This is a genomic window from Psychroserpens sp. XS_ASV72 (genome assembly GCF_041224425.1).
Lineage (GTDB): Bacteria > Bacteroidota > Bacteroidia > Flavobacteriales > Flavobacteriaceae > Psychroserpens.
Genome location: NZ_JBGFGL010000075.1, coordinates 81,648 through 96,177, shown reverse-complemented (window position 1 = coordinate 96,177; position 14,530 = coordinate 81,648). Strand labels below are relative to the sequence as shown.

The following is a 14,530-nucleotide window of genomic DNA, read 5'->3' as shown; positions in this document are numbered from 1 at the left end:
GTCAAATGTACCCATTCTTTTTATAAAATGGACATGTCGACAACAGTTGCTCCCTTCTAAAAGCGATGACATCTTTATCTGGTAGCGATAGGTCAGTATGTTTTTGTAGCAAATCCAACAAAGCCTTTTCAGAAATCAAATCCTTATCAAAAACAAATTCTTTGTTGTAATCAATACCAACCGATTCAAAATAATCGTAAAACTTGACATTATCACCTGATAAACTGTTTGAGAACTTAAGCCATAATGCAGGAATGCTATAAGTATGTGAAACGATTACACCATGTAATGAAGAAGATATTATAGATTCACACTGAAGAATTTTATGTGTGGTTTCAACTACATCGTTTGTAATTAAGTTGATGATTGCAATATCATTATGGTTTTTAAAAATTTCAGAAATCTTCTCATGATCGACAAAATGAGGAATGATTCCTAGCTTATACTTTTTTTCAACATCATTTGCTATAAACTGAGGCAATAACAATGCTGGATCTCCATAATTTTCAGGAACATCATAACCTAATTCTAGAAGTCGTTTTCGAGTTCTTGGTCCGCGTACTGCTAAAAACTTAGCATTAGCGACTTGTTCATCAACTTTAATGATACCGCTTCCCCAAACAATAGACTTTTCTGTGACTCTTTTGATGATACTTCCAATTGTAAAATAATGCTTGAAGAGGTATTTATACTTTTTACTTTTAATGAAATTTACCCTTGTAACCACTTTACCAGAAAGTTTTGAGCAAATATAAGGAGCAAGGGCATCGCCATAGTTTTCTTTACCATCATTCCTATTCATACTATGCCAATACACATGGAGTTTAAACATGGGATTCCTCTATTATTTGCTCAATATGTTTAATTTGAATATCGGTCAAGTAACGTTTCCATTTGTCTTTTCCAGACGGATTTAAAGGTTCCGAATTTAGCTTGAAGTCTAAATTAAGAAATGACTGAAGTTTTTCCATCAATTGGTCATAGGCATCATAAAATTCTTCATAGTCTACAACAAGCACATTATCAGGAAACTTTTGTTGCAATTCATTGAGCCTGTTGTAATGTGCCAAACATCTTATAGCGCATTTGCTTTCCATAGGAAGATTGACAAAATCAGACTTATTTGATTCGGTAATACCTAAAAATCGATTAGGTTCATCAAGAGGTAATTTTTCGTACCAACTTAACACGCCATTGTGGTTGAGCATACTAGAAACCGTCGAAAAAACATTCCTTTTTATTCCAACAAACTTTGCGTTGGGAAACGCTTCTAAGATCTCTTCTACAAACCAGATATTGGGATGCGTTTTTTCAAGTATATAATCCTTTTTGCTTCTTTTAAAAGCTTTTTTGTAGGCTTTCAGAATGGACTTAAAGTCGTCTTGGTTCTTATTGATTCCAACCGCAAGATTAGTTATTGGTTTAAAAAACCGTTCATCTTCAATAAAAGCATCTATTTCACTACTATTTTCAAACGTACGCCCTAAAAGATGCGTTCCTGAACGTCCAGATCCAATAATGAAGATGAGTGTTTTATTGAAGTTTGAAAATTTCATGAGCTACTAAATATTTACCACGTGAGTTGGTGTTCAATTTTCCTGTTTTATAAAAATCGCCTCCTTCTACCCTAAAACGGAATTCATTTTTAATGATATCCAGTTTCGCACCATTGTTTTCCTTGAGGTTGATTGTCACGGAATAATCGCCAGGTAAAAATGGAAAGTCAGGAATCTTCACAGAAACTTTGTTATTGCCTTCCGTAAGATTGATTTCACTCTCGACCAGCTGATTGCTCAAATAAACCAAACGCTCTCCGTTAGCACCATCAATACCTACTTCAACACTGATTTTTTGCAATGCCATTTTCGATTTGATTTGGACCAAAAGATCGAAATGATCACCAGATTTAATGACATTATGCGATTTTACGCCATCTTTTATCAAACTCACATCATCGATATAGACATTCTTATCGGCTATATCATCAGTTCTAGAAAAATCAGACGTTATGGCTCCAATACTCAAATAAGCGCTTATGGCTTCTTGCGTTCCACAGTTCTTAACGATTCTACCATTTTCCAAAACAATACATCGTGAACACAGGTTTTGTACAGCGACCATGTTATGGCTTACAAACAGTACTGTTCGTCCACCACCTTTGCTAATATCCTGCATTTTGCCAATCGCTTTTTTCTGAAATTCAGCGTCACCAACAGCCAAAACCTCATCAATCACCAAAATATCAGGCTCTAAAAATGCTGCTACAGCAAATGCCAATCGTACACGCATTCCAGAAGAATATCGTTTTACAGGTGTATCGATATACATTTTACAACCAGAAAACTCAATAATATCTTGTTCCTTGCTCTTGATCTCAGATTTGGTCATTCCTAAAATAGCACCATTGAGATAAATGTTTTCAAGACCTGTCAATTCAGGGTGAAATCCAGTACCAACTTCTAAAAGACTGGCTATTTTTCCTTTGGTTTTTATTTCTCCAGTGGAAGGACTGGTAACTCGTGAGAGTAATTTTAATAAAGTGGATTTACCTGCTCCATTTTTTCCGATGATACCTAAAACCTCACCTTTTTCAACTTCAAAATTGATGTCCTTAAGAGCCCAAACATAATCACCTTTAGCAGATTGACTTCTATCATTGACGCCTCCTACCTTTAAAAAAGGATCGTCCTTACCTCTAATGGCATACCACCAACGATTTAAATCATGGCTCAAAGTACCAGTACCAACAAGACCTAATCTGTATTGCTTACTGATATTTGAAACTTTCAGAATGGTGTTAGACATAATTAGACGGTATCTATGAAAGACTTTTCAGTTCTATTAAAAATGATGATTCCCAAAAATAAAGTAAATAAAACGAATACGATGGTGTAAACGATACCAAAAGTCGTTACAGACCCTTCACCCAATAACATAATTCTTGCAGTCTCAATAATATAAGCTAATGGGTTGTATTCAACCAACCAAGCATATTTTGGCAACTTTTCATTCACTAAAGATAATGGGTACATTACTGCAGAGACATACATCAGCAGTTGTACACCGAAAGTAACGAGGAATTTCAAATCGCGGTATTTGGTAACCAATGAAGATATGATCATTCCAAGTCCTAATCCGAGACATCCCATTAAGATAACCAAAACTGGAAACAAAACAACTGAACCATCGATCTGAATATTAGCACCTTCATATAGGTAATAAAGGTAAAAAGCAATAAATATCAATATCTGGATACCGAACTTAACCAGGTTAGATATAATAATTGATAAAGGAACAATAATCCTTGGGAAGTAGACCTTTCCAAAAATTGCCGCATTGGTTTTAAAAGTATCACTTGTAGCAGTCAAGCAGGAGTTAAAGTAATTCCATATCGATACACCTGCTAAATTGAATAAAAATGGCGGAATTCCCTCTGTTTGGATATTAGCAACCTTGTTAAAGATAATGGTAAAAACCAAAGCCGTAAATAATGGTTGAATCAGATACCATAAAGGTCCCAAAATGGTCTGTTTGTATAGTGTAACCACATCTCGTTTCACAAACAAGATCAATAGATCCCTATACCTCCAAATTTCCTTTAGATTAAAATCTATTAACTTCTTTTTGGAAGAAATTGTATATAACCATTTATCGTCTACAGTATTCAATACTAAAGCTTTTGAAAATAATCCCAAGTAATTTTCAGACCTTCCTTAACTGTGTACATTGGCTTGTAATCCATTAATGTATTAGCCTTATCAATAGCCGCTAAAGAATCTCTCACATCACCTTGACGTGGTGGACCATAAATAGGCTCAACGTTAGAATTGGCAGAGACTTTTAACGAATCCCAAAGATAATTAATACTGATACGTTCACCACAAGCAACATTAAAGACTTCATTTTTAGCTTTTTCAGAAGCAAAAAACCCTCTGATATTGGCTTGAACTGCGTTATCTACAAAAGTAAAATCACGGGTTTGTTCACCATCACCATTAATTTTAGGAGAGGCATTGTCTTTAAGCGCTTGCATAAACAATGGAATAACTGCTGCATAGGCTCCATTCGGACTCTGTTTTGGTCCGAATACATTAAAATAACGTAAACCTACAGTATCTGTATTATAAGTCTTACCAAAAACATCAGCATAAAGCTCATTGACATATTTAGTAACAGCATAAGGTGACAAAGGTTTTCCTATATGGTCTTCTACCTTCGGAAGCGACTTACTATCTCCATAAGTTGAACTGGAAGCAGCATAAAGCATGCGCTTGACCGTTTTCGAATCTTTTAGGGCGATCATCATATTCAAAAATCCAGTAATATTAACAGCATTGGTAGTTGCAGGATCATTGATGGAACGTGGCACAGAACCTAAAGCGGCTTGGTGTGTCACGTAATCGATGCCTTCCATAGCATCAATACATGTTTGCAAATCCCTAATATCACCTTCAATAAGTTCAAAAGCTGGATTATCTTGAAATTCAGTTAGGTTTTCACGATATCCATTCGAAAAATTATCAAGAACACGAACTTTCTTAGCTCCGTATTTTAAAAGATATTCTACAATATTGGAACCTATAAAACCTCCTCCTCCAGTAACCAAGAAAGAAAAAACACTTAAATCTTCTGTATGGTATTTATGATCGTACATAGTTATAGTCTTGCGTCAACTGATTCTTTAGGAAACAATGATTTAACATCAAAAACCACTCCTATTTCAGATTTTAATGCATTAATATCCAACTCTAAAAATTCATTATGGGACACAGCGACAATTATCGCATTGTAATCAGAACGCAACTGTGAATGGTCATCTAGCAGTTCAAATCCATATTCATGTTGAACTTCCTCTTTTGAAGCCCAAGGATCATAAACGTCTACATTGATGCTAAAAGTCTCAAACTCCCTAATGATGTCAATAACTCTTGAATTTCTAATATCTGGACAGTTTTCCTTAAAAGTGATACCCAATACCAGCACATTAGAACCTTTAATGGTAGCACCTTTCTGAATCATCATTTTTACCGTTTCTTGCGCTACATAAGCTCCCATACTGTCATTCATTTTTCGACCTGCGAGAATGATTTCTGGATTATAGCCAGACTCAATGGCTTTTTGTGCCAAGTAGTATGGATCAACACCTATACAGTGACCACCAACCAATCCTGGACTAAACTTTATGAAGTTCCATTTGGTTCCTGCAGCTTCAAGAACCGCTTTAGTATCGATATCTAAAAGACGAAATATTTTTGACAACTCATTCACAAAAGCAATATTGATATCCCTTTGAGAATTTTCTATCACTTTTGCTGCTTCAGCTACCTTAATTGAAGGTGCGCAATGGGTTCCTGCTGTAATGACACTTTTGTATAAGTCATCAACAACTTTGGCAATTTCTGGAGTTGAACCAGAAGTTACCTTTAAAATTTTTGTAACTGTATGTTTTTTATCGCCTGGGTTGATTCGCTCTGGAGAATAACCTGCAAAAAAGTCCTTGTTAAATTGCAATCCTGAATCCTTTTCTAGAATCGGCACACAAATATCCTCAGTTACTCCAGGATATACAGTAGATTCATAAATCACGATATCATCCTTTTTCAATACTTTGGCAACACTTTCACTAGCCTTAATCAATGGTGTAAAAACCGGTCTTTTTAACTCGTCTGTTGGAGTTGGAACAGTAATGATATAAATATTGCAATTTTTAATATCATTAAGATCACTGGAAATAAATAGCCCTTTATCATCATTAACATTGGTGGTCAATACAGATTGTAGGTTTTCATTTTCAACTTCCAAGGTATGATCAACACCGCTTTTTAATTCCTTTATACGTTTTTCGTTGATATCAAATCCGACAACGAAATACTTTTTGGCAAACTCAACTGCCAACGGTAAGCCTACGTATCCAAGACCTAAAACTGCTATTTTATGTGATGTATTCATGTTCAATTGAGTATCGATTTTAAAATAAAGTTCAAATCTAAGTAAAAACTATAATTTTGGATATATTTTTTATTGATTTTGACCTTATCTGGCCAAATTATCGTTCTATTGTATTTTTCAGGGTCAACTTGCTCCGCTAAAATTTTCTCTTCGTCTTTATATTTCAATGTTGCTGGTCCAGTGACTCCAGGTTTAACCAATAGGATGATTCGATCCTCTCCTTTAAGTTCATCAGCAAACCCTGGAATATCAGGTCTTGGACCAACAAAACTCATGTGACCAAAGATTACATTGAATAGCTGAGGAAGCTCATCTAGCTTGTATCGCCTCAAAAACTTTCCAAATGAAGTGGCACTAAGATCTAATTTACCAAGGATGTGTTTTTCAGGCTTGAGTGTTCTGATTTTAAAGATGTTAAATGGCTTACCATGCTGTCCTATTCGCTTTTGAAAAAACAATCCGGATTTTCCAATATCAAATGTAGCAATCACAATAAAAAGAATCATTGGAACTATTAAAAAAGGAAGCAACATAAGGGACAACACTATATCAAAAAGTCGCTTTACTCTAAGTTGCGTCTTTGTAATCACGGTTAAAGACGTCTTAATAGGTTTTTAGCGCGTTTCCAAAGTGTGTTTTTACCACCTTCGTGATAGGCATTTCCGTAAACACCATAACCGTAGCCGTAGCCATAACCGTAACCATATCCATAGCCATAATTATGATTCGTTTTATGCTTGTAGAAGTTAAGAACAAAACTGATGTTTCTTACCTCTCCTGTTCTATATTTGGCATTAATCAAGGAAAGCATCCCCTTTTTAGTATAATCTAAACGAATCATGAATATAGTGGCATCGGCATATTGTGTTAATTCAAGTGCATCAGTTACCAATCCTAATGGAGGTGTATCCAAAACAATCATATCATATTCTTTCCTTAAATCAACAATTAAATCCCTGAGTCTATCAGACATCAATAATTCAGAAGGGTTAGGTGGAATTGGTCCAGAAGGAACGACATCTAAATTTTCAATATGCGATCTGTACTTAACTTCATCGAAAGTGTTCTCACCTATAAGGTAATTAACCACTCCTAAATCATTATCGATGTTAAAATCGCCAAAAATTTTCGGCTTACGTAAATCCAATCCTAATAAGATGGTCTTTTTACCAGAAAGCGCGTAAACAGTTGCAATATTTATAGAGCAGAATGTTTTACCTTCACCACTAACAGACGAAGTAATCATCAGAGTTCGTCCTTTTTCTCCTGGTCCGAGTTTCTTGTAAATGAACTGCAAACTCGATCTAATAGCCCTAAAAGATTCTGAAACTGCAGATTTTGGTTTCTCGAAAACAACCAGGTTATTTTTGTAATTGTACTTACCAATCAATCCTAAAATAGGAATATTAGACAATTGTTCTACCTCATCAGAGCCATGAATGGTGTTGTCTAAAAGAAATATGACAAAAATTAGAAACATAGGGACAAAAAAGCCCATCATTAAAGCCATCATGTAGTTCAAAGACTTGTTAGGACCTATCAATCCTCCTCCAATATCCTTGGCTTCATCAATAATCGTGATATCTGATATATTGGCTGCTTTTACAATAGCAGCTTCACTACGTTTTGCTGTGTAGACATCGTATGCTTCTTGACTGATATCAAGCTTCCTTTGAATCTTTAAAAACTGCTGTTGGTCTTCGGGTAATTCACTCAACTCTGCTTCGAGGTTTGCGATACTTCTATTGATGGCAGATAATTGAATACCTATGGTTTTTTTTGTGGCATCAATAGTTTCTAAAAGGACATTCTTTTCGGCATCAATTCGTCTATCAAGCTCCTTAAAGACATCTGAGGTTTCTTTTGTGGTATACTCTAAGCTTTGTCGCTCGGCAGCTAACGTAATAATTCTGGAAACGCTTCCTAGAATATTCCCTTCTTCAATACCTACTGAAGTAGGTGCTGCAATCTGGGTATAATCTGACTTTGTATTTAAATAATCTTCTAGACTTCTTAGATAATTAAGCTTTAGTTCTTCCTCTTCCTTTTTTAGGTCATAAGCTCTTAACTGACTTGAAATTTCATTGATTTCCTCAGTAACATTAAACACCTTGTTTTGCTTTCTGAAATTATTCATTTCGTCTGTAACATCACTCAAATTTTGATTTACAGCAGCCAAACTACTATCAATAAATTTTATTGTGTTTGTAGCATAGAGGTTTTTACGCTCTAGCTCCGTTTTACTCAAGATAGCAGAAGTGGCGTTAAGATAATCTACAATCTTAGCTTTATTGTGACCAGAAAGTTGTAACCTTAAAACTGAAGAAGCCTGTTGCGAGTATGGTGCAATAGAAATTTTGGTTTTATAGCTATTAACAACACCGTCAAAATTCAAAAACTTTATAAAAAATTCTGATCCTGGCTTGATTTGAGCAGATGGCTTAACAACCAATCGCCCATTAAGAAATGGCAAATTAACCTCTTCGTTGGTTCTAAATCGTTTTGTAAAAACACCTTGAGGTACATTAATCCTGGAGTTTGATTTGTCACTGTATTTTTGAACTGGAGCAGAAGTATTTTCAAACTCGGTAAATACTTCAAATTCATCATTATTGATAAACCTTATACCAACAGGATACCCTAAGACTTGTTTCTCATCTAAATCAAGCAAAAACTCAAAAGGAGCATTTTTGTAGACGTCTTCTTTTCTGTATTTTCCTTCCTTTAGATATTGCATATAAAACTGTAACGAATCAACTACTTTTTCGTTATGACTTCTAGTTTTTATAGCTGTAATAATCTTACTTACTTTTCCAGAGACACCTCCCCAATTAAAGGATATACTTGTGTTTGATGTAAAGAATGGGTTTTGATCATTTTCAATAGATATTAGTGAATCTAATTTGTAAACATTCTGTTTTCTAACATTAATGAAGTAAGCTATCAGCATAGCACACCCAATGCAGACCAAAACAAACTTCCAAAGGTTCAAAACCTTAAAAAGGTAACCTCTAAAGTCAAAGGTTACACGTCCAGTATCTTCAGTATCTAAATATTCTTGATTTGACATGTTAGTTTCGAGATCGTTCTATCAGCAATACTGTTGTGGTTAAAAATGAAACGATTGAAAATACCGTTACCAAAGTTTCCCTACCAGTTGTACCTGTTCCCCAAGTTTTTTGTTTAAGAGGCTTAACATAAATGATATCATTAGGCTGAATGTAATAGTAAGGTGAATTCATCACATCAACATCAGTCAAGTCTAATGAATGTATTTTTTGCCCTTGTGGATACTGCCTTATAATCTGTATGTTTTTTCTATCACCAGTTACTGGTATTTCTCCTGCATTGGCAATGGCTTCAAAAATATTGACCCGATCTTGGAATAAAGTTATCGTTCCAGGGTTTTGAATCTCACCATTTACTGTAAATCTAAGACCTGCCAGTTTAACCGTCACAAAAATATTTGCTGTCTCCTTAAACTGTTCTTCGAGAAGCTGTGCCTCTATTTTCTTTTCAATTTCTTCACAAGTATAACCCAATACATTTATCTTACCAAGAGTTGGCATCCTGATATTACCATGCATATCAACTGTAAACCCGTCAAAATAAGCACGTTCAGCACTGTTTGCATTAAGGTTATCTTCACCAATAGGATTTAATATTGTAACCGTTTCTTGGTCTAATGCTTTAACCCTAATATTTAATATATCATTGATTTGAACCCTATATGGTTTTTTTTGCTCAACCATAATTTGAGTAGAGTCAGAAGGCGTCTCTTTTTCTTGAAGATAAACAATATCTTTGTGAGGAATACATGATGTAGACAGAACACAAAGTAACAATCCAAAAATCAAAAATAGTCTATTCATTAAACCGTTGCATGTTACGTCACAAATATAACCTATCACCATTAATAACAAAACTATTCACTGTTTTTTTGAGTAATATCGCTTTCTTTGTAAAAAAATTGTTTTGAATCTCATAACTGTAGAAAACATATCAAAATCCTATGGAGAATTGGAGCTCTTTTCCAATCTTTCGTTTAGCATTCACAAAGATGATAAAATCGCATTTGTTGCTAAAAACGGAAGTGGTAAAACCTCAATTCTAAATATTTTATCAGGTGAAGACGTTCCTGATTCTGGACAAGTAGTGACGCGAAATAATCTACGACTTTCATTTTTACCACAATCACCTAAATTTGAAGGAAGCATCACTATAAACGATACCATTTTCAACACAGAAGCGCCACAATTGAAGATTATTGAAAATTACGAACGTGCTCTACAACATCCGGAAGACACAGAAGCCTACCAAAAAGCCTTTGAGCAGATGGAGATCAACAATGCCTGGGAGTTTGAGCTTCAATTCAAACAGATTTTATCACAGTTAAAACTTGAAAACCTCAATCAAAAAATAAGCACACTGTCTGGCGGACAAAAAAAACGTTTAGCCTTGGCGCAAGCCCTTATAAGCAATCCTGATGTTTTAATTTTAGATGAGCCAACCAACCACCTCGATCTAGAGATGATTGAATGGCTTGAATACTATTTTTCAAAATCTCAGCTCACAATTTTTATGGTCACACACGACCGTTATTTTTTAGAACGTGTTTGCAATGAAATAATTGAATTAGACCACGGCCAATTATTCACCTATAAAGGTAATTACTCTTACTATCTCGAACAAAAGGAAGCGCGCATCCAGCAAGAACAGGTTGAAACTGGTAAAGCCAAGCAACTTTACAAAAAGGAATTGGAATGGATGCGACGCCAACCCAAGGCAAGAACCACTAAATCAAAATCGCGAATCGATGATTTCTCAGACATAAAGAAGCGTGCACATCAACGTCGAAAAGACCATACAATTCAATTGGAAATTAACATGGAACGTCTTGGCAGCAAAATTGTCGAACTTCATAATGTATCCAAAACTTTTGACGACAAAACTGTTTTAGATGGATTTGACTATGTATTCAAACGTGGTGAACGTGTTGGAATTATCGGTAAAAATGGAACAGGAAAATCAACATTTCTAAATTTAATTACCAAATCCGTTACTCCTGACAAAGGTAAAATCGTGGTTGGTGAAACCGTTAAATTTGGTTACTACACCCAAAGCGGCATGAAAATCAAGCCAGAGCAAAAAGTCATCGATGTCATTAAAGAATTTGGCGAATACATACCATTAGCAAAAGGCAGACAAATTAGTGCAAAACAATTGTTAGAACGCTTTTTGTTTGACGGAAAGAAGCAACATGATTTTGTGGAAAAGCTTAGTGGTGGTGAACGAAAGCGATTGTATCTCTGTACTGTTTTGATACAAAATCCGAACTTTTTGATTCTCGATGAGCCAACAAACGATCTGGATATTGTGACCCTTAATGTTCTAGAGGAGTTTTTATTGGATTTCCCAGGTTGCCTCTTGGTCGTATCGCATGATCGCTATTTTATGGATAAAATTGTGGATCACCTGTTCGTATTTCAAGGTGAAGGTCAAGTTCAGGATTTCCCAGGAAATTATTCCGATTATAGAGACTACGAAAACCAACAACCTAATGAGAGTTCAGCTTCGAAAACCACAGATTCAAACAGTGATGAAAAGGCCAAGGAAAACAAAGCCCAAAAATTGAGCTATAACGAACAGAAAGAATACAAAAACCTTGAAAGCAAGATTCGGTCATTAGAACTCGATAAAAAAGCCCTTGAAGCCAAATTTAATGACACCTCGCTTTCTACAGAAGACATCAATGCCCTTTCACTAGAACTTCAAGATATTATTGAAGAAATTGAAGCTAAGGAATTGCGTTGGTTTGAGCTGTCAGAGAAATTAGACCTATAAATATTGATGTTTCAAATTATAGAGTTCATAAAGTTTTTGTTCCAATCAACCAATCAACACGGTGTGCACTCCCCTTTTGTATTTGATTTGGTCACCAAGTGTTTTTATGATAAAACCCACTATAAAGTCTACAACAAATTAGCATCTTATAGAAGTTCGTTACTTAAAAGTAATTCGAAAATAGAGATTACCGATTACGGTTCAGGCTCACGAGTTTTTAAGACCAATTTGAGGTCTATCAGTGCTCTCGCAAAAACCTCTGGAACCACTTTAAAAAGAGCAAAGCTATTATTTAGGATTGTAAAATATTTCGAGCCTCAACAGAGTTTAGAATTAGGCACTTCACTGGGTATAGCAACACATGCTATGGCTTTAGGGAATACTGACAATTCTATAATTTCCATAGAAGGCTGTTCTAACCTTTCAAATTTTACCAAACATCAGTTGTTAAATGCCAATATTGAAAATGTGGTTATAAAAACTGGACATATTTCAGAAATCATCCCTAAGCTCAAGCCTCATGCTTATGACTTGGTTTTTGTTGATGCCAACCATACCAAAGAAGCTACTTTAGACTATTTTGATTTTTTAATTAAAAAAGCTCATAACGACTCTGTCTTTATTTTTGATGACATTCATTGGTCGAAAGGTATGCTAGAGGCTTGGGAGGTTATCAAAAAGCATCCAAAGGTTACTGTAACCATCGATACTTTTTTTTGGGGCTTTGTCTTTTTCAGAAAAGAACAAGCAAAGGAAAATTTTACAATCAGATTGTAACAAGCCTTTTAATATTACGTCATATCTTCTGAAATCTGTATCTTGCAGACACTAAATTTAAAGCAACACCATAATGGGTAATGTCATAAAAATTAGGGACATCATTCGTGATTTCCAACTTGGTCAAGAAACTGTTCACGTACTTAAAGGTATTGATCTTGATATTGAAAAAGGTGATTATGTAGCTATTATGGGACCTTCAGGTTCTGGAAAATCAACTTTAATGAATATTCTCGGTTGTTTGGACACGCCAACAGCTGGAAGCTATATTCTTAATGGAAAGGACGTGAGCCAAATGAGCGATGACGAATTGGCTGATATTCGAAATACCGAAATCGGATTTGTTTTTCAAACTTTCAACTTATTACCAAGAACTACCGCATTAGATAATGTTGCTTTACCTATGGTATATGCTGGCGCTTCCAAAAGTGAACGTAAAAAACGTGCTGAAGAAGTTTTAACAGATGTCGGTCTAGCCGATAGAATGGACCACAAGCCTAACCAACTTTCTGGTGGACAACGACAAAGGGTTGCTGTTGGAAGAGCTTTGGTTAATAAACCGTCTATTATATTAGCTGATGAACCTACAGGTAACCTAGATTCTAAAACCGGTTACGAAATCATGAATTTATTTGATGAAATCCATCAAGCTGGCAATACCGTTATCATGGTAACCCATGAAGAAGATATTGCCGCTCATGCCAAACGAGTTATTCGCTTACGTGATGGCATCATTGAAAGTGACACAAGAAATTCATAATAATGCTTTTGACAATACTCATATTAGTGGGCATCTTTATTTTCATGAAAGTCGTGTTCAAAAATAATGAGCGTTTGCGAGAACGTCGCAACAAAGATTCTATGTTTCATAAGCGTCGTTTCAAAAGGTAAGTCAACGTATTTCCACCTTAACAACTTTAATTCTAATCGTTCAAAAATGCATATCTTCGCATAAGAAGCTATAGGTTAATTTCTTACCATGAAAATTTACACAAAAACAGGAGACAAAGGAACCACCGCACTTTTTGGAGGCACTCGTGTTCCAAAACACCATATAAGAATTGATAGTTACGGAACCGTTGATGAACTTAATTCTTATATCGGACTTTTAAGAGATCAAGATATTGACAATCATTATAAACAAGTATTGATTACCATTCAAAACAAATTGTTCACCATTGGAGCTATTTTAGCAACCGATCCTGAAAAAGCCATCTTGAAAAGCGGCAAGCAACGTTTAAACATTCCAAAAATCTCAGAGGATGACATTGCTCTACTCGAACATGAAATGGACACCATGGATAAAGATTTACCTCAAATGACACACTTTGTACTGCCTGGCGGACATCAAACGGTGTCATTCTGTCACATAGCTCGCTGTGTTTGCCGTAGAGCCGAGCGTTTGGCAACTGCGCTTTATGATTTGGAACCCTTCCAAGAGGAAACTTTAAAATACCTCAACCGACTTTCTGACTACCTCTTTGTATTGGCACGAAAGTTGACCTATGACTTGCAAGCTGAAGAGGTCAAGTGGATTCCAGAGAAAGAATCGTGATTTTCTCAAAGCTTTTGATTAAAAATAAACGTTCTTTAAAATTATTAATTAATTAATTCAGTTTTTTCTTGCCTTTTTGAAGTATAATTTTATTTTTGCAAAAAATTAAAAACGCATAAGAATGTATTGGACATTAGAATTAGCATCCTACTTAAGTGATGCACCTTGGCCAGCCACTAAAGACGAATTGATTGACTACGCTATTAGAACAGGAGCTCCATTGGAAGTTGTTGAAAATCTACAAGCGATAGAAGACGAAGGCGACTCTTACGACTCCATTGAAGAAATCTGGTCAGATTATCCAACTGACGAAGATTATCTTTGGAACGAAGATGAATATTAAGAGTATTTACTTAAATATAAATAAACGTTAAAAAGTCTCGATTTGAGGCTTTTTTTGTGCCT

General features: G+C 35.3%; 14 protein-coding genes. 5 read left to right on the top strand and 9 right to left on the bottom strand.

Features of this window, described 5'->3' with window-relative positions; genetic code table 11:
• Window position 1 precedes the first annotated feature (1 nt).
• Genes AB9K26_RS05980 through AB9K26_RS05940 form a run of 9 tightly spaced genes read right to left on the bottom strand, consistent with a single transcriptional unit; the run spans window position 2 to window position 9,821 of the window.
• Window positions 2-832, bottom strand: coding sequence for a polysaccharide pyruvyl transferase family protein (locus AB9K26_RS05980; RefSeq protein WP_369971629.1), 831 nt, complete (start codon window positions 830-832; stop codon window positions 2-4).
• Complete coding sequence (locus AB9K26_RS05975; RefSeq protein ID WP_369971628.1) at window positions 825-1,556, bottom strand: sulfotransferase; 732 nt, start codon at window positions 1,554-1,556, stop codon at window positions 825-827. The genes AB9K26_RS05980 and AB9K26_RS05975 overlap by 8 nt, the downstream gene beginning before the upstream one ends.
• The gene (locus tag AB9K26_RS05970) at window positions 1,534-2,805 is read right to left on the bottom strand and encodes an ABC transporter ATP-binding protein (RefSeq protein ID WP_369971627.1); all 1,272 of its coding nucleotides are present in this window, start codon (window positions 2,803-2,805) and stop codon (window positions 1,534-1,536) included. Before AB9K26_RS05970 ends, AB9K26_RS05975 begins: the two co-directional genes overlap by 23 nt.
• Window positions 2,806-2,807: 2 nt before the next feature.
• Entirely contained in the window at window positions 2,808-3,695 is an 888-nt protein-coding gene (locus AB9K26_RS05965) for an ABC transporter permease (protein WP_369971626.1), read from the bottom strand.
• Window positions 3,671-4,654: an SDR family oxidoreductase gene (locus AB9K26_RS05960; protein ID WP_369971625.1), complete on the bottom strand. Its 984-nt coding sequence runs from the start codon at window positions 4,652-4,654 to the stop codon at window positions 3,671-3,673. Before AB9K26_RS05960 ends, AB9K26_RS05965 begins: the two co-directional genes overlap by 25 nt.
• 2 nt (window positions 4,655-4,656) lie before the next feature.
• Window positions 4,657-5,949 (bottom strand): nucleotide sugar dehydrogenase, encoded by a 1,293-nt coding sequence (locus tag AB9K26_RS05955; RefSeq protein ID WP_369971624.1) that lies wholly within the window; start codon window positions 5,947-5,949, stop codon window positions 4,657-4,659.
• A 2-nt stretch (window positions 5,950-5,951) separates the two neighbouring features.
• The gene (locus tag AB9K26_RS05950; protein ID WP_369971623.1) at window positions 5,952-6,539 is read right to left on the bottom strand and encodes a sugar transferase; all 588 of its coding nucleotides are present in this window, start codon (window positions 6,537-6,539) and stop codon (window positions 5,952-5,954) included.
• 2 nt (window positions 6,540-6,541) lie between these two features.
• Window positions 6,542-9,019: a polysaccharide biosynthesis tyrosine autokinase gene (locus AB9K26_RS05945; RefSeq protein WP_369971622.1), complete on the bottom strand. Its 2,478-nt coding sequence runs from the start codon at window positions 9,017-9,019 to the stop codon at window positions 6,542-6,544.
• Between the two features lies 1 nt (window position 9,020).
• Complete coding sequence (locus AB9K26_RS05940) at window positions 9,021-9,821, bottom strand: polysaccharide biosynthesis/export family protein (protein ID WP_369971621.1); 801 nt, start codon at window positions 9,819-9,821, stop codon at window positions 9,021-9,023.
• 103 nt (window positions 9,822-9,924) lie between these two features.
• Between AB9K26_RS05940 and abc-f the strand changes: the two genes are divergently transcribed.
• From abc-f to AB9K26_RS05915, 5 genes are all read left to right on the top strand, one after another.
• Window positions 9,925-11,793 carry a ribosomal protection-like ABC-F family protein gene (gene abc-f / locus AB9K26_RS05935; protein ID WP_369971620.1) on the top strand — a complete coding sequence of 623 codons (1,869 nt, stop codon included), beginning with the start codon at window positions 9,925-9,927 and terminating at the stop codon, window positions 11,791-11,793.
• 6 nt (window positions 11,794-11,799) lie between these two features.
• Complete coding sequence (locus tag AB9K26_RS05930) at window positions 11,800-12,570, top strand: O-methyltransferase (protein WP_369971619.1); 771 nt, start codon at window positions 11,800-11,802, stop codon at window positions 12,568-12,570.
• A gap of 73 nt (window positions 12,571-12,643) precedes the next feature.
• Complete coding sequence (locus tag AB9K26_RS05925; RefSeq protein ID WP_369971618.1) at window positions 12,644-13,330, top strand: ABC transporter ATP-binding protein; 687 nt, start codon at window positions 12,644-12,646, stop codon at window positions 13,328-13,330.
• Between the two features lie 219 nt (window positions 13,331-13,549).
• Window positions 13,550-14,125 (top strand): cob(I)yrinic acid a,c-diamide adenosyltransferase, encoded by a 576-nt coding sequence (locus AB9K26_RS05920; RefSeq protein ID WP_369971617.1) that lies wholly within the window; start codon window positions 13,550-13,552, stop codon window positions 14,123-14,125.
• Between the two features lie 121 nt (window positions 14,126-14,246).
• The gene (locus AB9K26_RS05915; RefSeq protein WP_010177336.1) at window positions 14,247-14,468 is read left to right on the top strand and encodes a DUF2795 domain-containing protein; all 222 of its coding nucleotides are present in this window, start codon (window positions 14,247-14,249) and stop codon (window positions 14,466-14,468) included.
• The last annotated feature ends 62 nt before the right edge of the window (window positions 14,469-14,530 follow it).